Raw genomic sequence first — 19567 nt, 5'->3', positions numbered from 1 at the left:
TTTCTTGCAGTGTTGTAATCCTTAGCAGGGATGGCGTTGATGCAATTCAGGTCAAACGCAATCCAGGTTTACGTTCGTTCCTTCAACGTCCTAAGTAATTGAGCATTATTGAGAGGTCAAGATGAGCCTTTTTACGTTTCTTGCGCTGGTGATTTACATCGGGGGTGCCTGGAAATTTTGGACCGGCTTTAACCGCACGAATTTCAACCAAAACCGTCTGATGCTGACGCTGCTCTGGCCGGTAATGCTGCTGAATGCGTCCTATCGGCAAAACTTTAGACGGGCGCTAAAGGGCTAGTTCAAAGACGAGCCAGTTAACGAGCTAATTCAGCTTAATTTCAAACCTGGCATCAACGGGCTGCTTTAATCCAGCGGCCCGTTGATTTGTGCGTTCAGGCCATAGACCTGACGGCTGCCCACCAGCGCCACCAGCGTCACCTCCTTTTCGTCGCCCGGTTCAAAGCGCACCGCCGTTCCTGCCGGAATGTCCAGCCGCATTCCTCGCGCCTGGTTGCGGTCAAACGAGAGCGCCGCATTCACCTCAAAAAAGTGGAAATGGGAGCCGACCTGGATGGGGCGATCGCCCGTATTGGCGACCATCAACGTTACCGTCGGACGGCCCGCATTGAGTTCGATGTCGCCAGGTTCAGTGAAGAGTTCGCCAGGAATCATAGGCAGGGGTTGTGGGGTTGGGATCATGGGGCGTAACAGATGAAAGCGATGAAGCTATGCCACCCTTTCATCCATCCTCCATCCTCATCGAGCATTATCGAATCGGATCATGCACGGTCACTAGCTTCGTCCCGTCGGGGAAGGTGGCTTCGACCTGTACTTCGTGGAGCATTTCGGCGATGCCGTCCATTACGTCGCTGCGGCTGAGGAGGGTGGTGCCGTAGGTCATCAGATCGGCGACGGTGCGCCCTTCCCGTGCGCCTTCCAGGATTGCGGCGGAAATGTAGGCGACGGATTCGGGATAGTTGAGTTTCAGACCTTTGGCTTTGCGGCGCTCGGCCAGCAGGGCGGCAGTAAAGATGAGGAGTTTGTCTTTTTCCTGGGGAGTCAGTTGCATGGTGTGGGCGATCGCAGCGTCAGCATCATCAAAAGCATCGGGTCATCGGGCAGCAGCAGCGCGGGTCAGGGGGATGCGGGCATAACCAGGCTCCACCCAGCAGACCAGCGCCCAGCCCAGCCAGATTCTACGGCATTATAGGCAATCTAAACCGCGAGAAATTGTTTATTTCTTTGCGCTTTTGGCAGAATCAATGAGTTCGATCCAGTCTCCAGCGACACGGGCGATCGCCCCACCAGGAAACGGATCGGTCTGGCTGCGGTTGGGTGCGTCGAGCAGTGCCAGCAGTTTTTCCACCGGCTCAAAGCCGGGGGCTTCCGGCAGATGGCGGGCAAGAAACTGGCGCAGGGCGCGGCGCTGGAGAGCGAGGGGCGCAGTTTGCAGCGTGGGTCGATGGAGTTGGGGATGCTCGTCTGGCAGGGCGGCGGGCGGAAGTGCCCGGTGCAGCAGATCGGCAGCGGCAGATTCCAGGTAGTCCACGTCGGCGCGGAGCAGTTCGGCGGTGTGGGCCAGAGCCGCCTCTGCCTGGGGATTCAAGTGCGCTTTTAGGGCGGGCAAGATGTCCTGGCGGATGCGGTTGCGGGGATGGCGCAAATCCTGATTGGTGCTGTCTTCCCACACGCGCAAGCCCCGCGACTGGCAAAACTCGGCGGTTTCGACCCGGCGCACATCCAGCAGCGGCCGCACCAGCACCACCCTGGGGCACAGTTCGCGCCGCCAAGTGAGGGATTGCAGTCCGTCGGCTCCGCTGCCGCGCACTAGGTTATACAGCAGCGTTTCGGCGCGATCGCTCATTGTGTGGCCGGTTGCAACGCGGGAATAGCCGTGGGCACGGGCGATCGCCCCCAGCACGTCATAGCGCCACGCCCGCGCCGCCGCCTCGCTCGCCGGAATATCTGCTGCCGTTTCAATGAACACCGGAACGCCCCAGGATTCCGCCAGCGATCGCACGTAGTCGGCATTTGCCCCAGCATCCGGTCGCCAGCGGTGGTTGCAGTGGGCGATCGCCAGTTCCCATCCCCACTTGGGCTGCAAGTCCAGCAGCAGTTGCGCCAGACACAGCGAGTCTTGGCCGCCCGACACTGCCACCAGGAGGCGATCGCCCCTGCAAAACAACTGCCGCTGCCGGATGCCCCGGTGCAACTGAGCATGAAGCGGTGTCCAGGGGGAAAGAGTCATAGGTTTAGCAGGGAGCAGAGCCGGGGATTTCCCTGAATTCCCCTGAGTTTTCTAATAATCGTCCTCTCGATACACCTCGTACACCTCATCTCGGCGGCTGTAGATTTCGTCGCGGGGGGGACGACCGGCCCGTTCTCGCGGCCCGCTGCTGCGCTCTTGCCGGGGTCGTTCTGCCTGGAGCAGCTTTTGGTTTTCGGGGAAAAACTCTAGGCGAATCCGGATGCGGCCGCGCTGCCAGCCCTGGTTACCAAACCGCAACACCTCGCAGCGAGCGCCATCGCCAAACCAGTCCTCACACTCATCCGACCATTCGCCCTGCTGCTCGCTGACCGCCTGCGCCAGCGCATCCAAAAATTCGCCCACCTTAAAGGTAGGATTGCTCATCAGCACTCGTCCTACGCTGACATAAATCACTTCGTCATCACTCAGCGGCGTTGGCAGTTGATTCATAGTTTTTGAATTTCTTTGGAATTTCTGTAGAACTTTGCTGATAGGGTTTTGCTGACAGGGCTGCACTTAACTTATGGAATTTGGCTGGTGGAGCAGGGCTGGACTGGCAGAATTTTGGCTTACAGGAACCAGCCATAGCTGTGTAGCCCCTTGCCCAGCAGGTTCACGCCGAGGTAGCACACCCACACCACCAAAAAGCCCGATGCCGCCAGGATCGCCGGACGACGACCCTGCCAGCCGCGTGTGATGCGGGCATGGAGATAGGCCGCAAAGACCAGCCAGGTAATCAGCGCCCAGGTTTCTTTGGGGTCCCAACTCCAGTAGGAACCCCAGGCTTCGTTGGCCCAGACGGCTCCGGCGATGATGCCGATGGTAAGCAGCGGGAAGCCCAGCCCAATGATTCGATAGCTGATATTGTCGAGGGTGTCGGCTAGGCTGAGGCGTTGGGGAGACAAGGGCGCGGCGGCAACGGCAGGCGCAGTTTCCAAGACAGCAGTATTGCCAGGGCTGGCGGTGCGTGGCTCCAGGGTGTCCACCGCCTGACCTGCCCGCTTGATGCGATAGCGCGCATCCCGGAAACCACCCGTGCCGACGGAACTGCCCCGCAGTTCCACCTCCTGCCCCCGCGTCACAATCAAAAAGGCGATCGCCATTAGCGCACCCACCATTAGCGCCGCGTAGCTCAGCAGCATGACGCTGACATGCATCATCAGCCAGTTAGATTTCAGCGCAGGCACCAGCGGCTCGGAATGCTGCATGGCATCGGGCAGAGACAGCGCCGCAAAGGCCGCGATGCCCATCGCCACGGGTGCGGTGACGGCTCCTACTAGGCGGCTGCGGCTCATGTTTTCCGCCAGCAGGTGCATCGCAGTAATGCCCCAGGCAACGAAAAACAGCGATTCGTAAAGATTGCTGAGGGGGAAATAGCCGCCCTCGATCCAGCGGGCACCCAATAGCCCCGCGATGCAGAGATTGGCGATCGCCATCCCCGTCGTTCCCGCCGTTTGCAGGTAGGGCACGGTGGGAAACGCCGCGCCTGCCCAATATACCAGCATCGTCACAAACAGCACCGCAAAGGCGGCATTATCCAGCCAGCCCTGGAGTGAAACCAGATTCATTCAGCAAACCTCTCCAACACAGATCCAACAAGCTCCAGCAAGACAGATGCCAGTGGGCAAAAGGACGACCCAGGCGACCCACAGATGGAAGCAAAGACAGCGTAGAATTCGCCAATTTGCTCCCTAAGTGGTGGAAACAGCGGTTCAGACTATTGCTTTGAACGGCATCGCTCTGAACAGCATTGCTCTGAATGGCATTGCTTTGAACGGCATCGCTCTGAACAGCATTGCTCTGAACAGCATCGCGCTTAGGGTTTTGCGCTGCATCGCTTCCGTTCTCTATCCTACCGAACTAGCAGGGCAATCGCCCGAAAAGCCTGCAAAGCCGATCGTTGCGTCTACAGATTCCAGAGATTCCAGAATTCCAGGCTTTCAGGAATCGCGCAGAGATCATCGCGCAGAGATCGTAGATGGGGAAACGGAAATGGGCGATCGCATCCCATAACCCCAGTCCACCGCCGTCTACTTAAGAATTACGACAGAATTTCAGCACATTGTTGCGAAACAAGACATCTCTTCTATAATCATCCGGTATTGTTCCGCAAGCTTCATCAGACAAGCGGCTAGCTGCATAGAGGGCATTCGATTGCAAAGGTGTCATTGATTCAATGCCACATCAATGCAGCATCAATGCAGCCCGTATCGAGCTTGCCGGATTGCCTCAAGGGGATAGGCTAGTTCGTCGAGTTGGCCAAGCATCGACCGTCCCATTAAAACATGACCCACGAAACGTGACCCATGAAACGTAACCAAGACGTTACCCAAACGTGACTTGTAGACGTTCCTTGGAATTCCTTGAAACTCTAGGTGTGAGACTCATGAAAAAACATCTGATCGGTACTAGTTTTTCGACTGTTTTTTCGATGTTGACCCTGGCGGCGATCGCCGCTGTGCCTGCTCAGGCGGAAACCGTCACCACCGTCCGCTACGACTGCGCCAGAGGGCAGAGCTTTCGGGCAGAATATTACAGCGATCGCGCTCGAATTGCCTTCGTCGATCCGGTCACAGACGGCATCTACGGCGACATCATCGAGCTACCTCAAACCAGCGACGACACCTACAGCGATGGCACCTATACCCTATCGACCGGGGACGATTTGGAATCTGCGTCTATAGATGTCGAAGGCGGAACTGACTCCACACGCTGCGTGGCTCGCCTCATTGGGGTTGCCGAAGTGATCGAAGTGAGTGAAGTCGAAGTGACCACCCGCCCTGCCAACGTGCCCCGCTTTAACCGACCGACGCTGGTGCAGCAAACCCAGGTACAGCCCGTCCCACGTCCTGCGCCCGCTCCTGCGCCCGCCCCTGCCCCTGCCCCTGCGCCCATTCCTGGTTTGTGGTAGAGCCGCGTTGCGATTCTCGGAGGCTGTGTTTCGCGCCAGCGTAAGGCATCCAAGCCCCATAGGGTGGTGTGTTACGACTACGCCTTACTGCACCCTGCAACACGGTCTACCCACGCTCTACCAACGATCACCCGATCTCTCACAGACCCCGATTGACACGAGCAGGCAATCGGGGTTTAGCTTTTGTAGCAGAATTCAAGCATTGGACTGGTAATCCAAGCGCAATCCAAGCGCAATCTAAAATCCAAAATCGGTACACCGAACTCAGTCCGAGTTATGCTGCAAGGTAAGGCGTGCTGGCACTCCTCCAACTCCCAGCCCCTCACCTCTTAACGCTATGTCCATCCGTCTCCCCGATGCCCAAAACCTGTTGAGCGACCTGATCGCCCGCTACAGCCCCCGCGTGGACTATCTTTCGATTCGGCTAGAAGAATCGGAAGCCACCGACATTTTGCTGCGGGGGGGCAAGGTGGAAACCCTCAGCGAAGGGATTGCCGTGGGCGGGCAGGTGCGGGCTTGCTATCGGGGTGGCTGGGGCTTTGCCAGCTTCAATCGGCTGGAAACGCTGGTGGAGCGAATTGAAGAGGCGATCGCCGCGGCCCGGCTTGTCGGCGACGATGAAACCCTGCTGGCCCCGGTCGATCCGGTTCGCGATAGCCGCCCCCTCGTGCTGGCAGGCACAGACCCGCGCCATGTCCCCCTCGCCCGCAAAAAGGAACTCTGTAGCCACTATGCCAACATTCTTCGCAGCGTAGACGATCGCATTACCACCACCTCCGTCCGCTATGGCGACAGCATTCAGCACATGCTGCTGGCCACCTCCGACGGAACGCTGATCGAGCAGTCTTGGGCGGATATGGAAATGCGCTTTGCCGCCACCGCTCGCAATGGAGAAACTGTGCAAACGGGGCGCGAAACGACGGGTTCCCGCAAAGGCTATGAGGATTTGGAAAACCTGGACGAGCAGGTGCGCGGCGCGGCGCAGCGGGCGGTCAATGCGCTCTCACTGCCGCCTGTCAAGGGCAATACCTATACCGTCGTCATTGATCCCATCCTGACGGGGCTGTTTGTGCATGAAGCGTTTGGGCATCTGTCGGAAGCCGACATGACCTACGAAAACCCTGATCTAATGGAAGTGATGACGCTGGGGCGACGGTTTGGCTCGCCAGAGCTGCAAATTTTTGACGGCGCGGCCCCAGAGGGACATCGCGGCAGCTATGCCTATGACGATGAGGGCGTGCCCGCGACCACGACGCAGTTAATTCAGGACGGCGTGCTGGTGGGGCGGCTGCATTCCCGCGAAACGGCGGGCAAGCTGGGTGAAGCGGCTACTGGAAACGCCCGCTGTCTGGACTATCACTATCCGCCGCTCGTCCGCATGACCAACACCTGGATCGCCCCTGGCACTACGCCTGTCGCCGACCTCTGTGCCGATATCCAGGAAGGGGTCTACGCCCGCAACTGGATCGGCGGCATGACCAACGGCGAAATGTTTACCTTTACCGCAGGCGAGGCCTGGATGATTCGCAATGGGGAACTGGCGGAACCCGTGCGCGATGTGACGCTATCGGGCAATGTGTTCACTACGCTGGCGGATATTGAGGCGATCGCCGATGATTTTCTGTGGGACGAGTCGGGCGGCTGCGGCAAGGGCGGCCAGAGCGGGCTACCCGTGGGCTGCGGCGGTCCCAGTCTCCGCATTCGCAATATCGTCGTCGGCGGCGAAGTGCCCGAAGAATAGGCCTGCACACTAACCCAATCCGCCAACTCAGCAAGCCAACCCAATCAGCCAACCTAGCCAGTCAGCCCAGTAGCTCAATCCCAAACGACGGATACCTGGTTCACCGTCTCTCGTAACCTCCCTTCGCTGTGTCTCAATCTTCCAACTCTCAATCTTCCGAAATTCAAGCCATCTTTAACCGCATTGCGCCCGTTTATGACTTGCTGAACGATGGGCTGAGCCTGATGTTTCATCGGGTCTGGAAGCGTATGACCGTCGGCTGGAGCGGCGCAAAACCGGGCGATCGCTGTTTGGATGTGTGCTGTGGCAGTGGCGATCTGGCGCGGCTGCTGGCGTGGCGGGCGGGCGCAACGGGCGAGGTTGTGGGGCTGGATTTTTCGGCAAACCAGTTGGCGATCGCCCAGGAACGCACCGCCCAATCGACCATTCCCCTCAACGTTACCTGGGTCGAAGGCGACGCACTGGACTTGCCCTTTAGCGACAACGAGTTTGACGCGGCGACGATGGGCTACGGCCTGCGGAACGTGGTGGACATTCCCAGGGCGCTGGCGGAACTGCATCGCGTCCTCAAACCGGGTGCGTCGGTCGCCATTCTCGACTTTCACCGCCCCGACCAGCCCCAACTGCAAGCCTTCCAGCATTGGTATCTGGATACGCTCGTCGTGCCTACAGCAGCCCGATTGGGCATGAAAGAGGAGTATGCCTACATCTTCCCCAGCCTGGAGCGGTTTCCCCAGGGGACGGAGCAAGTCCGACTGGCGAAACAAGCCGGGTTCCCCTACGCCGAACACCACGCGATCGCCGGAGGAATGATGGGCGTGCTGGTCGCCACCAAAGCCCGCGACTGGTGATCTGGGCGATCGCAGCCCTGAGGGTAGGATAGAAGAAACGAGATTGCCATCATCTAAACCAGGCAGGTTAGACCCGCAATCCAAAATCCCAAACTCAAAATCTAAAGCCCCAAATCGCTGTCACCCTCAACCCACCATGACCGCCCAACCCCCAAAACCCGCCTCCCCCATGCCACCGTCTGAACCGGGAAATGCCGCCCGCATTCGGAATTTTCTGATTGCAATGGTGGCGATCGCCCTCAGCACCTCGATCTTCTTTGGGCTGCAATCGCCCAACGGCTCCAGCAATCTGGCGGCGCTGGCCGAGTCTGCGGTGCCCCTAGAGGAGGCGCTAGTGAATGGTAAACCCACAATGATGGAGTTCTACGCCAACTGGTGCACGAGCTGTCAGGCAATGGCGCAAGACTTGATCGATCTGGAAAACGAGTATGGCGATCGCGTTAATTTTGTCATGCTGAATGTGGACAATGACCGCTGGCTGCCAGAGATGCTGGCCTATCGAGTCGATGGCATTCCGCATTTTGTGTATCTCAATCGGCAGGGAGAGGCGATCGCCAGCATCATCGGCGAACAGCCCCGCACCGTGATGGCTGCAAACCTAGAAGCGCTGTCGAACAATACCCCCTTGCCCTATGCGCCTGCCAGCGGCCAGGTTTCTAAAGTCAACACCGCCGCTGCCAAAGCCACGCCCGACGACCCGCGCAGCCACGGCAGCCAGGTAAATCGGGGTTAAGAGCAGGGTTAAGGGCGGGGTTAAGAATTTAGAAGGCACTGCCCTAGCGGTATAGGGCTAGAGGCGTTGCTGCTCAAGCAAAGCCCGTAATTTGCAAAACTCAGCCCCAAAGCTCAGCCCCAAAACTCAGCCCACAGGTAGAGTTAGCCCCAAAACTCAGCCCACAGGTAGAGTTAGCCCCAAAACTCAGCCCACAGGTAGAGTTTCGGTTTTCCGTCTTGCCAGCGGCGTGTCGAATGTCGCTACAATGGGGCTTAGTTCTACTGCGGCGTTGGTGACTGCCAATAACGTTTTATGATCTATGCTTCGACTAAACGGGAGTCGTGATGTCTCGATGGCAGTAGACTGAGCCTGTCTTGGCAACAAGCTTGTACTCAGAAACTTTAAATCGAGGCCGAGAGTCCCACCTGGATTTATCCAGGTCAAAAACTGAGGTAAGACGGCGTTGTGGGGAACTTTTAAGTCATTCTCTTTGAAGTAATTCTCAATCAAAATTCCTCTGTCTGTTGGGCGGGGGAATTTTCGTATGCAGGGCTGGGGAGCGTTTTGGGATGGATGATGTGCTGCAATGGTCAGCGGTGACGCTGGTGGGGCTGGTGCTGTGGGTATTGGTGCTAGTCTCGCGGCGCAAGATTGCCCGCTGGAGTGCCCGTGTTCCATCGGCTCCTTTGGGGCAAGCGGTGAACAGTTTTGACCCAAAGGCCAGGGCATCCGCCCAAAAGTCGGCTGAACCCCCCACAAAAGCCCCCGATGCCGCCATTCGGCTGACCTATCGCGGCGTGTCCTATCTGCGCTGGCGTTAGGGAAAACGCAATGAAAACACTCTAGCGGGTAAGCGCCCCAGCCTAGCCCAAATCCAGCCGGACGCTATCGCCAACTGCTAATCCCAACTGCTGTTGAGCATTGCCCTGGTTGCAGGCGATTTCGACATAGCCGTGGCTGCCAATCAGTGCCAGCAGAGCGCCAGGGTTCGAGTCCACATAGGTTTTGCCGCTCGGAATCAGGCCATATTGCTCCGCAGGGCTAGCGCCAACGCCCACGCGCAGATTCCAGGTGCATCCCGACACCGCAGAGCCGGGAATCGTGGTGATAGCGTTGCCAAAATGGTCGATTGCCTGGATATGTCCTGTCAGAACTTGGCCCTCTCGATTCCAGGGCGGTAGGTCGAGTTGAATTAGCGAATCGGGGGCGATCGCCCGTCCCAGTTCTGCCAAGGCCACGCCACTTGCCAGGTGAGCGCCCACGGGGGCAAACACATCGCGGCCGTGAAACGTGGCGCTGGGGCTAGGCGTGCGCCAGTAGGCTGAGTTGGTGAGTTCTACCGCTGCCAGCACAGGACGATGCTCCAGCACGCCGCCAAACAGGCCATTGTCTGGCCCGACGAGATAGCCGTCTGACAACTGAAGCGCGATCGCCCGCCGCTGCCCACCCACACCCGGATCGACCACCGCCACATGCACCGTGCCCGCCGGAAAATAGGGATAGGCCGTCATCAGGTGAAAGCGGGCGGCGGCGATGTCCTGTGGTGGGATCTGATGGGTCAGGTCGATGACCGTCAGCGTGGGGTTAATTTGGGCGATCGCCCCTTTCATCACCCCAACGTAGGTATCCGTCAGCCCAAAGTCGGTGAGTAGCGTGAGAATTCCCATCAGAATGAGAAATTACATAATGTTTTGAATGGAGACTGGAATACATTTAAGAATTTTTAGTGTTTTTGCGAGAGCGACTGAGGGGGCTTTCAAAGGAGGGGGGCTTTCAAACTAAAGCTTGGAATCTGCTGAGATTGCTCAAAGCTTTAAGAGGTTAACAGAAAATATGAAAACGCTTGTGAAAACTCTTGGATGATAACTCTCAAAGGCTGCCTTTTAAGGCTGATGAAAGGTTGATATGAAGGCGCTTGATCAAAGGGGGATGAATTTCAGACGCGAATTATAACTTGGGCAAAAATTGGTTGCAGATGGGTTGCAGCCCAATCCCGAATTCAGGCTTCTTGGAGTTGGGCGTTTTCGCCAAAACACAGTTCGTAGCCGTCCGGATCGGTAATGCGAATCTCGTTCATGCCATAAAACGTGACCACCGTTTTGCCGACCACCATGCCGCTGTCGATCAGGTGGGCGCGGACTCGCTCCACGCTCTCTGGGTAGAAATAAAGCACCACATCCCGAAACTCGCCCTCTGCGCGGTCGTCATTCGCATCGCGAGTCGTCACCATTAGCTCCACATCTTCATCTGCTTTGAAGCGGGCCCAAAAGGGCTTGCCGCCATTTTCTAACAGCCCCATCAACTGAAATCCAAGCGTTTGTGTATAGAAATGGATGCTGCGGCCGACATCGGCGACCGCCAGCATGGGCACCATAGACTGAAATTTCATACCTGCGTACATAAGCTCAACCTTTTCATCGTACAGAGGCACTAATTTAACTGTGGATAAAACTTCGTAAAGTAGTGTAAACGAATGCGAAGGTCTTTGTTACGACGAAATTTGTTCGTTGTGTTAATGCCTTAGTCGCTCCAACAGTGTGGGCTAAACGCGATTTTTCAGCGGGCCGCCTGCTGTGATTTATTGCTTCGATACATCCCCCAATTTCCGCAACAGATTGGGGGAGTGATGAGAGCGTTTTACGTCAAGCTGCTATGCAGAAATATATGCAGAAACAGCAGTTTATTCTCTCTGCTGCACGATCAATTCTCCTGCGTGGCGCGACGAATGAAATTGCCAGAAGCCTTGAAACCAGTTGACTGGCAATCCAAAATCCAAAATCCAAAATCCAAAATCTCTCCAAGCCGAGCGATCGCCCCTTTCCCTGCCTCCATCATCCCCAGATAGAATGAAGCTTTAGGGCGTTTGTCCTGTCCTCCTCGCTGCCTGCCTATGCTGCCCAGAGACGAATTGCTGAAGGGAATCGAAAACCGTGAAGTGGCGGTGCGCGTACTGGATCAGGCGGAGCAGGCGATCAAGACCTGGGAGGTGGTGTGTACAGATTTTCTGTCTCCCCCAGAATTGGCCGAGGCGCGGCAAATACTGGGGCGCTTGGCGGAGGTGCATCTGCTGGCGTGGGGCGGCTATCCGCAGGCCGAACGGCAGCGCGTGGCGATCGCCCGTCCCGAAATTCCTCTTGACGAGAGCCAAGTGGCGCTGGCGGCACTGGATATTAACGGCAACTTTTTGTTTGACCCGGCAACCCACCGCGATTTTTTGGGGGCGCTGCTGGGCACAGGCATTGTGCGCGAGAAGGTGGGCGATATTCTGGTGCTGGGCGAACGTGGGGCGCAGGCGGTGGTCGTGCCTGACCTGGTGGAGTTTTTGGAAATGGGGCTGACGCAGGTGCGCTCGGTGCCTGTGAAAACACGCCGACTGGACTTTGCTGAGCTAAAAGTCCGCGAACCCAAGAAAAAAGAAATCACGACGGTGGAAGCGTCGCTGCGGCTGGATGCGATCGCCTCGGCAGGCTTTGGCATGTCTCGCAGCAAGATGGTGGATCTGATCAATGCGGGCGACGTGCGGGTGAACTGGAAAGACATCACCCAGCCCAGCCACCCACTCAAGTCGGGCGATCTGGTAGCAATTCGCGGCAAGGGGCGACTGGAGGTGGGAGAAATCGCCGTTACGAAGAAGGATCGCTATCGGGTACAGATGACCCGGTTTATGTAGCGCTCTGGCAGGCATGGTGCGGCGTGTGAGCGGGGATCGCGCCGGATTGATTGAGTGCTTCCAGGATCGGTCTGAGGCGGGTCTGGAGCAGTTCTGGGTCGGGCGATCGCCCTGCAAGATTATCCTCCCTGCCTCATTTCCCGCTACATTAAGAAAATGCCCCCAAGTCACAGATTCCTGAACTGTTCTTGAAGAGGATATTGGTTGAGATATTTGCAGAGATATTTGCGGATATGGGGTTCCTGTGAATTGTCCAATGCTGTTTTGGCTCCAATGCTGTTTTGGCGCAGTTTCCAGTCCCGTGTTTCCGAATTCAGGCAGAGCGGAGGCTCTCGCGATGGGTTCTATCAGTTCTATACATCTGCTTTACGTTAGTTGGTATTAGTTAGTTGGTAAGTTACCGATCGGCAACACCGTTTAGTAAACGAGGCGATTGAGCGTTGGACGAGACTTTTCAGATTCACATTAACCGGATTGCCCGGATGACGCTGCCCGAAGCTCGAAAGACCCAAGTGCAGCATATTCAATCCTCTCCCAAGTTTTCGCTAAAGGACGGACAGGTGCAGCCGTCGCCGTTTCCTGGCTATAGCATCATCACGCCGCCCTGGGTCGATGAGACAGAAAATGGCGTGTTTTATGAACAGTTGCAGGCGCTTCAGCAGCAGGTGTTGCAGCAGCTTGAGCCGGGACTGCTGGTGCCTGTGCCGCCCGATAGCTTTCACATGACGCTGGCGGATCTGATCTGGGATAGCGCCTTTCACCATGCGGTTGAGGAAGATGCTGAGTTTGAGCCAAAATTGCGCGATCGCCTCCGCGTCCTGTTTGAGCAGTTCCAGACCTCCATCGACGGCAGTCATCCTGTTTACTGGCAGGTGTTGGGGCTGATCGTGATGCCCCGCGCGGTGGGCGTGTGCCTGCTGCCCAAGGATGAAGCCTCCTATCAGCAGGTCGTGGCGCTGCGCCGCCTGATTTATCAAGACCACGACCTGATTGCGCTGGGCATCGAGCAGCAGTATCACCTGACGGCACACGTCACGCTGGGCTATTTTGGCCAGTTGCCCGACGCGCTCGACCGCGAGGCCCTGAGCGATCGCCTCAGCAAGATTAATCATGAATGGCTCGACGCGACCGATCCGCAGCCGCTCTGGGTGCATCGGGCAGAACTGCGGAAGTTTGACGATATGACGCGCTATTATCGAGAGCCGGACTGGGCGGCGGTGAGTTTTTGAGCCGTGAGGTTTTGCTCTGGTTCTGTAGGGATGCGTTTTTGATTTGAGATTTGAAAGGATGAAGAATGAGCCGTGAGCCTTCTCCGTCCCCGCTGAATCATCCAATTGTGGAGCAGAGTTTTGCGGTCATTGACCAGGAAATTGGGCCCCACGGTTTTGATCCGGCGGAATATGCGATCGCTCGTCGAGTGATCCACAGCACGGCAGATTTTGAATTCAAAGATCTGCTGCGGTTTAGTGAGGGGGCCATATCGGGGGCGATCGCCGCTTTGCAGCGCCAGACCCCGATAGTGGTAGACGTGAGCATGGTGCGTCAGGGCATCGCCACGATGGTCGCCAAGACGTTTTGTAACCCAATCGTGACGGCTGTAGAGGCGGCTGATGCCGCTATGCCCGGAAAGACCCTCACAGAAACGGGGATGCTGTGCTGTTGGGAACAATACCCGGATGCGATATACGTGATTGGTAATGCCCCCACCGCGCTGCTGGCACTTTGCCACTTAGCGCAAACGGAGACCATGCAGCCCGCTCTGGTCATTGGCGCACCTGTCGGCTTTATCTCGGTGCTAGAAGCCAAGGCGACTCTCGCCCAAACCCCGCTCCCCCAGATCCGGGTAGAGGGGCGCAAGGGGGGGTCCTCCGTGGCCGCTGCCATTGTCAATGCGCTGCTGGTGCTGGCGTGGGAGGAGCATAGTAGCTAGACCTGGCAGCGATCGCCCTCGTTGCACGCCAGCCGTTCTTGCCGCTGGCGCACCAGTTCCGCTAAATCTGGGCGACCCGTCAGCCGCAAGCGCCATGCCGCCCAGATGCCATACAGCCAGTTGGCGATCGCCCCGACTACGGGCACTTTGGTGATGGCATAGATCCAGCCCATGCCCAACACTTCATAGACCCGGCGAAACACTTCTACGTTTTTAATTACCTTGCCGTTTGCCAGGACTGCGTGAATTCGCCCCATCGCCGTTTCAAAGTCCACGCCGCCATGCTGAGCTGGGTCGTAGTCCGCTGCGGCAATGTCCACAAATTCCACCAGACCGCGCCCTGCATCTTTTGCCCGCAAAAAGTTGACTTCTTTCACGCAAAGCGGGCACTCGCCATCGTAAAGCAGCTTGACCTGCCAGGTGGGGATAGCGGAGGCTCCTGGCGCGGGCACGGATGAAGACTCGGAAATTGTTGGAGATGAAGCCATACAAATTAAAAAATTAATAAAAATTAAAACGCAGCGTAAACGAGAGCAGAATGCTTCAGAGATCTGCTCTTATTTTAAGAAAAATGAAGCAGCTGGGGAAATAGCTAAACCGAGGCACCAATCTACTTCACGCAGCAATTTCAGCCCTTACCCTAAATCCCTCTCCCAGAGCGGGAGAGGGACTTCAAACCTTTGTCTGGCTCCCCTTCTCCCCGCTTGGGAGAAGGGGTTGGGGGATGAGGGCAGTAAGTTTGTCGTCTCACGTATGTCAGTGCCTAAACCGATGCGGGCTGCGACAGTGGAGACTCGACCTTTGTTTGGGCGACCTTTTCTCTCTCCAGTTTTTCCTTCTCCAGCTTTTCTTTCTCCAACTTTTCAAACATCAGCTTCGAGCGCTTCACCTGCTCTGGTACGGGCACCGGATAGTTGCCTGTAAAGCAGGCCGAGCAAAAGCTTTCGGTATCGGTCTGCGTGGCCTGGAGCATTCCTTCCCAACTCAGATAGGCGAGGGAATCAACGCCAATCTGGTGGGCGATTTCTTCAACGGTTTTGGTCGCGGCGATCAGTTGATCCTGCGAATCGGTGTCGATGCCATAAAAGCAGGGGTGCGTCACCGGGGGCGAGGAGATCCGCATGTGGACTTCTGTTGCGCCCGCATCCCGGAGTGCTTTCACGATCTTGCGGCTGGTGTTGCCCCGCACCAGCGAATCGTCCACGATCAAAATCCGCTTGCCCACCAGCACATCGCGCAGCGGGTTCAGCTTCATGCGAATGCCAGCCTCGCGCATACTCTGGGTCGGCTGAATAAAGGTGCGCCCCACGTAGCGGTTTTTAATCAGCCCCTCGGCGTAGGGCACTTTGGATTCGCGGGAATAGCCGATGGCGGCGGGAACCCCCGAATCGGGCACGCCCATCACGAGATCCACATTGGCAGGATTTTCTATCGCCAGTTGCTTGCCCAGCCGCAGCCGATAGCTATAGAGGCTTTCCTCATGCATGAGGCTGTCGGGGCGGGCGAAGTAAATCATCTCAAAGATGCACAGCTTTCGAGTTTCGGGTTCGGCCCAGCGGACAGAGTGCAAGCCCTGCTCGTTGATCCAGACCAGTTCACCTGGCTCTACGTCGCGCAGGTAATCGGCATTGATAATGTCCAGTCCGCAGGTTTCCGAGGCAACGACGTAGCGAGAGGTGCGATCGCGCTCGTCGTCGGGCAGCGTGCCAATGACCAGCGGACGAATGCCGTTGGGGTCACGGGTGACGAGTAGTCCAGCGGGCGTACCGATCACCAGGCTAAAGGCTCCCTGGCAGCGCTTGAAGGCGGCGATCGCCCCGTCCAGCCAGTCCATGCCGCTGTTCACCGCTTCGGCCATTGCAAAGGCGATCGATTCGGAATCGGTCGTGGTTTGAAGTTGGGCGTTTTGTTGCAGCAGTTCCTCCCGCAGAATTCCAGCATTGACCAGGTTGCCGTTGTGGGCCAGCGCTAGCGGGCCAAGGCGGGTTTGCACCACTGCGGGCTGAGCATTGACCACGCGGCTCGATCCCGTCGTGGAATAGCGCGTGTGCCCCACGGCCAGTCCGCCTTTGAGCGTACCGAGGATTTGCTCGCTGAAGACCTGCGTCACCAGCCCCATCTCTTTATATAAATGCACTTGCAAGTCCAGCGGCGCAACGTTGCGGTAGCGACTCACTTCTGAAACGGAGGTGCCCTCGTAGGTGGCAATGCCTGCCGACTCTTGCCCGCGATGCTGGAGCGCAAACAGCCCAAAATAGGTTAGCTTGGCGACATCTTCACCCGGTGCGTATACCCCAAATACGCCGCAAGCTTCTTCGGGCTTGTCAGGGCGATCGCCCTCCTCTGGCTCATGCGGCTCAAACCTAGCAGGCGGCAGACAATCTTCATCGTCGGGCATCATGGCGTGTCTCCAAAGGATTCGGGGTTTGGAATGGGGAGATTAGGCGGAGTCCAAAGGGAAAGGGCTTAACTTGTTTGTAACAATCCCTTAATCCTCTCACAGGCTTGCAGCGAAGCAAGGGGGAATCTTACGGACATTCGGCACAGTTGGCGGGCGTAGGTCTACAGGCAAAATCAGTCGGCGGCGAGGCGACGCTCAATTGCATTCAACCAGCGATCGCCCATCTCGGCCATGCTAGCGTTTATCAGACAGTGACCGTCGGCGGTAGAAATTTGCAGGGGTGCGGTTGCGTCTGCGACCCGTCCTAACGTTTGCCAGCGATCGCCCAATTGCTCTCTTAAGTAGGCGTCCCAATCTGCCATACAATCCGGCGCAACCGAGACTAAAATCCGTGCCCCTGCTTCGCCAAACAGCAGCGTGTCCAGACGGGGGGAAACCGAGATCGCCCCTGCATCGTGAGCTGGCAATGCTACCGTTGCGCCCAGGTTGCTGCCAATGCAGCATTCCGCCAGCGCCACCGCCAGTCCGCCCTCGGCGCAGTCGTGGGCCGACTCCACCCAGCCGCGCCGAATTCCCTCCCGACAGGCTGCCTGCACACGCCGCTCTAGGTCAAAATTCACCTCCGGCGGCCGCCCTGCCACGGTTTGGTGAACCACTGCCAGGTATTCCGAAGCGCCCAAGGTCGGCACGGCATCTGCTCCTAATAAGTAGATAACCGCACCGGGCGTTTTCCAGCCCAGCCCACACACCCGGCGCAAATCTTCGACCAAGCCCACCATGCCCACAACAGGCGTGGGATAAATTGGCTGCGGCTTGCCCTCGGCATCCAGCGTCTCGTTATACAGCGATACGTTGCCGCCAGTCACAGGCGTTTGCAGTTCCCGACAGGCTTCCGCCAGTCCCCGACAGGACTCGGCCAGTTGCCAGTAGCCAATCGGCTTTTCGGGACTGCCAAAGTTAAGATTATCCGTCACCGCCAGCGGCTCCGCCCCGACACAACTCAGGTTCCGTGCCGCCTCTGCCACAGCCATCTTTGCGCCTTCGTAGGGATGCAGGTAGACGTAGCGGGCGTTGCAATCGACGGTGGCGGCGACGGCTTTGATAAAGGCAGAGGTGGGTGGGGGACTCCCTGCGGCTGTCTCCTTGCTGTCAGGTTCCTGCGGCCGCAGGCGCACCACGGCGGCATCGGCTCCACCGGGCAACAGAACCGTGTTGTTTTGCACCTGATGGTCGTATTGGCGATAGACCCAGCGTTTGGAGGCGATGGTGGGGCTATCGAGCAGACACAGCAACAGGTCGTTCCAGGTATAGAGCGTGCCGTTAATTGTGATGCCGTCAGGGGTGCTGGGGGGAAGCTGGTCTTCCGTCCAGGCCCAAGCGGTGCGAGCATAGTCGGGTGGTTCGGGCAGCAGATCGCGACGATAGATCGGCGTGTTGTCGGCAAGGGCGGTGGCGGGCACTTCAGCGGCGATCGCCCCCTGATAGAAAATTCGCACCACGGGTTCTTCAATCACGCGCCCGGCGACTACCGCGTGCAGCCCCCAGCGATGGAAAATGTCGATTAGCTCTTGTTCGCGACCAGCATGGGCCACAAACAGCATCCGCTCCTGCGATTCCGACAGCAGAAATTCGTAAGGCACCATGCCCGCTTCACGAACCGGGATTTTGTCTAGGTCTAGCTCGATGCCCACACCGCCTTTGGCTGCCATTTCCGAAGTCGAGCAGGTAATCCCCGCTGCGCCCATGTCCTGCGCGGCGGCGACGGCTCCGGTTTTGAAGGCTTCCAGACAGGCTTCGATCAGAGACTTTTCCAGAAACGGGTCACCCACCTGAACCGCAGGGCGATCGTCCATCGATTCGTCGCTCAGTTCAGCGCTGGCAAAGCTGGCTCCGCCCATGCCGTCGCGTCCGGTCGTCGAGCCGACATACAGCATCGGATTGCCAATCCCAAACGCGCCAGACTTCACAATTTCGGGCGTTTCCATCAGCCCGATTGCCATCGCATTTACCAGCGGATTGCCTGCATAAACCGTGTCAAAGTAAACCTCGCCGCCCACCGTTGGCACGCCGACACAGTTGCCATAGTGGGCAATGCCCGCCACCACGCCGTTCACCAGTCGCCGGGTGCGCGGGTCTTCCAAGTTGCCAAAGCGGAGCGAATTCAGCACGGCAATCGGCCGAGCGCCCATTGTAAAAATGTCGCGCAGGATGCCGCCCACGCCCGTCGCTGCACCCTGAAACGGCTCCACCGCTGAGGGGTGATTGTGCGACTCGATTTTAAACGCCAGTTGCAGCCCGTCGCCCATATCCACCACGCCCGCATTTTCGCCAGGGCCAACCAGAATGCGCTCTCCCGTCGTCGGAAACTGCTTCAGCAGCGGACGCGAGTTTTTGTAGCAGCAGTGTTCTGACCACATCACGCCAAACATGCCCAACTCCGCTTTGTTGGGATGGCGACCCAGTCGCCGGACGATTTCTTCGTATTCTTCGGGCTTTAGCCCTTCAGCGGCAATTTCTTCGGGCGAAAACGGAGGAGATGCGGCGGCAGTCATGCTCAAGTTTTGGAGAGTTGCGCTGGCAAGCGCTTTGGACAAGCTTCATTGTATAGCTGCGGGTTGAATTGCTGAGGCGATCGCCCCTTACCCGCCGGCCCAGATATTTCAGACGATGGCAGAGTGACTGTATCGCATGGGTGGCTTTTAAGGGCGATCGCAATATTTTGTTACATTTCGCCCGATGGCCCGTTGATGCTCTTACTCTGTCACCTCTGTCACCCACTTCTACGTTGTCGAACACTAACAGTACCGAGATATGCACGTTACTAAGCGTTACGCGATAGGAAACGCTCATTGCTATGGGGCTGTCTTGTGCATCTCCGGCTTTTCAGAGGTTTAGAGCAAGAGATTCATGTACGAATTCTTAGAAAAATCAAAAGAGCATCGCGAAGTGCTTTACAAATCGAAACAGTATCGCTAAATTAGTTAACACAGGGAAGCAAGAGCGCTGACCTGTATCGAATACATACCTTTCAAGCACTTATCTATCATGACGACTACCCTACAACGCACCGAACGTGCAAGCGTATGGGAACAGTTTTGCA

The 19567-nt window shown here is 57.4% G+C and carries 19 protein-coding genes, 1 other RNA gene and 1 pseudogene; 11 read left to right on the top strand and 10 right to left on the bottom strand.

Going from position 1 to position 19567, the window contains the following annotated elements:
• Positions 1-121 precede the first annotated feature (121 nt).
• Positions 122-298, top strand: coding sequence for a hypothetical protein (locus IGS16_RS09495; RefSeq protein WP_297085140.1), 177 nt, complete (start codon positions 122-124; stop codon positions 296-298).
• 65 nt (positions 299-363) lie between these two features.
• Here the strand turns inward: IGS16_RS09495 and IGS16_RS09490 are convergent, their stop codons facing one another.
• The 5 genes from IGS16_RS09490 to ccsB form a co-directional block, all read right to left on the bottom strand.
• A complete protein-coding gene (locus IGS16_RS09490) occupies positions 364-672 on the bottom strand; it encodes an urease subunit beta (RefSeq protein ID WP_297085139.1) in 309 nt (102 codons plus the stop codon).
• A 94-nt stretch (positions 673-766) separates the two neighbouring features.
• Positions 767-1069: an urease subunit gamma gene (gene ureA, locus IGS16_RS09485; protein WP_068516556.1), complete on the bottom strand. Its 303-nt coding sequence runs from the start codon at positions 1067-1069 to the stop codon at positions 767-769.
• Between the two features lie 165 nt (positions 1070-1234).
• On the bottom strand, positions 1235-2248 hold the full coding sequence (gene tilS, locus IGS16_RS09480; RefSeq protein WP_297085138.1) for a tRNA lysidine(34) synthetase TilS: 1014 nt from the start codon (positions 2246-2248) through the stop codon (positions 1235-1237).
• 51 nt (positions 2249-2299) lie between these two features.
• Positions 2300-2698, bottom strand: coding sequence for a KGK domain-containing protein (locus IGS16_RS09475; protein ID WP_297085137.1), 399 nt, complete (start codon positions 2696-2698; stop codon positions 2300-2302).
• 119 nt (positions 2699-2817) lie between these two features.
• Complete coding sequence (ccsB, locus tag IGS16_RS09470; protein ID WP_297085136.1) at positions 2818-3816, bottom strand: c-type cytochrome biogenesis protein CcsB; 999 nt, start codon at positions 3814-3816, stop codon at positions 2818-2820.
• Between the two features lie 130 nt (positions 3817-3946).
• Here ccsB and IGS16_RS09465 point away from each other — a divergent pair, with 130 nt between their 5' ends.
• The 7 genes from IGS16_RS09465 to IGS16_RS09435 all read left to right on the top strand — a co-directional run bounded on the left by IGS16_RS09465 (position 3947) and on the right by IGS16_RS09435 (position 9287).
• Entirely contained in the window at positions 3947-4261 is a 315-nt protein-coding gene (locus tag IGS16_RS09465) for a hypothetical protein (RefSeq protein WP_297085135.1), read from the top strand.
• A 373-nt stretch (positions 4262-4634) separates the two neighbouring features.
• The gene (locus IGS16_RS09460; RefSeq protein ID WP_297085134.1) at positions 4635-5159 is read left to right on the top strand and encodes a hypothetical protein; all 525 of its coding nucleotides are present in this window, start codon (positions 4635-4637) and stop codon (positions 5157-5159) included.
• Between the two features lie 337 nt (positions 5160-5496).
• Positions 5497-6900 (top strand): TldD/PmbA family protein, encoded by a 1404-nt coding sequence (locus IGS16_RS09455; protein ID WP_297085133.1) that lies wholly within the window; start codon positions 5497-5499, stop codon positions 6898-6900.
• Between the two features lie 128 nt (positions 6901-7028).
• Complete coding sequence (gene ubiE, locus IGS16_RS09450; protein ID WP_297085132.1) at positions 7029-7751, top strand: bifunctional demethylmenaquinone methyltransferase/2-methoxy-6-polyprenyl-1,4-benzoquinol methylase UbiE; 723 nt, start codon at positions 7029-7031, stop codon at positions 7749-7751.
• Between the two features lie 169 nt (positions 7752-7920).
• The gene (locus IGS16_RS09445; RefSeq protein WP_367185763.1) at positions 7921-8484 is read left to right on the top strand and encodes a thioredoxin family protein; all 564 of its coding nucleotides are present in this window, start codon (positions 7921-7923) and stop codon (positions 8482-8484) included.
• A 257-nt stretch (positions 8485-8741) separates the two neighbouring features.
• A non-coding RNA gene (gene ssrS, locus IGS16_RS09440) (6S RNA) lies at positions 8742-8942 on the top strand.
• A 93-nt stretch (positions 8943-9035) separates the two neighbouring features.
• Positions 9036-9287 carry a hypothetical protein gene (locus IGS16_RS09435; protein WP_297085130.1) on the top strand — a complete coding sequence of 84 codons (252 nt, stop codon included), beginning with the start codon at positions 9036-9038 and terminating at the stop codon, positions 9285-9287.
• 42 nt (positions 9288-9329) lie between these two features.
• Here the strand turns inward: IGS16_RS09435 and IGS16_RS09430 are convergent, their stop codons facing one another.
• Together IGS16_RS09430 and IGS16_RS09425 are read right to left on the bottom strand one after the other, a co-directional pair.
• Entirely contained in the window at positions 9330-10133 is an 804-nt protein-coding gene (locus IGS16_RS09430) for an SAM-dependent chlorinase/fluorinase (RefSeq protein WP_297085129.1), read from the bottom strand.
• A gap of 332 nt (positions 10134-10465) precedes the next feature.
• Positions 10466-10855 (bottom strand): glyoxalase/bleomycin resistance/extradiol dioxygenase family protein, encoded by a 390-nt coding sequence (locus IGS16_RS09425; RefSeq protein ID WP_068511313.1) that lies wholly within the window; start codon positions 10853-10855, stop codon positions 10466-10468.
• A gap of 501 nt (positions 10856-11356) precedes the next feature.
• Here IGS16_RS09425 and IGS16_RS09420 point away from each other — a divergent pair.
• From IGS16_RS09420 to IGS16_RS09410, 3 genes are all read left to right on the top strand, one after another.
• Entirely contained in the window at positions 11357-12136 is a 780-nt protein-coding gene (locus tag IGS16_RS09420) for a photosystem II S4 domain protein (RefSeq protein ID WP_297085128.1), read from the top strand.
• Positions 12137-12576: 440 nt separating this feature from the next.
• A complete protein-coding gene (locus tag IGS16_RS09415; RefSeq protein ID WP_297085127.1) occupies positions 12577-13365 on the top strand; it encodes a DUF1868 domain-containing protein in 789 nt (262 codons plus the stop codon).
• Positions 13366-13430: 65 nt separating this feature from the next.
• Positions 13431-14066 carry a cobalt-precorrin-8X methylmutase gene (locus IGS16_RS09410; protein ID WP_297085126.1) on the top strand — a complete coding sequence of 212 codons (636 nt, stop codon included), beginning with the start codon at positions 13431-13433 and terminating at the stop codon, positions 14064-14066.
• Here the strand turns inward: IGS16_RS09410 and IGS16_RS09405 are convergent.
• The 3 genes and pseudogenes from IGS16_RS09405 to purL all read right to left on the bottom strand — a co-directional run bounded on the left by IGS16_RS09405 (position 14063) and on the right by purL (position 19019).
• Entirely contained in the window at positions 14063-14554 is a 492-nt protein-coding gene (locus tag IGS16_RS09405) for a thiol-disulfide oxidoreductase DCC family protein (protein ID WP_297085125.1), read from the bottom strand. The two genes, IGS16_RS09410 and IGS16_RS09405, sit on opposite strands and share 4 nt — an antisense overlap.
• Before the next feature lie 368 nt (positions 14555-14922).
• Positions 14923-16467: pseudogene (gene purF / locus IGS16_RS09400) on the bottom strand (amidophosphoribosyltransferase); the annotation flags it as partial.
• Between the two features lie 173 nt (positions 16468-16640).
• Entirely contained in the window at positions 16641-19019 is a 2379-nt protein-coding gene (gene purL / locus IGS16_RS09395; RefSeq protein ID WP_297085123.1) for a phosphoribosylformylglycinamidine synthase subunit PurL, read from the bottom strand.
• Positions 19020-19567 lie beyond the last annotated feature (548 nt).

It is taken from the genome of Thermoleptolyngbya sp. C42_A2020_037 (genome assembly GCF_015272455.1).
GTDB lineage: Bacteria > Cyanobacteriota > Cyanobacteriia > Elainellales > Elainellaceae > Thermoleptolyngbya.
Note: the sequence above shows the minus strand (reverse complement) of the source record. Positions and strands in the feature narration are given on the sequence as shown.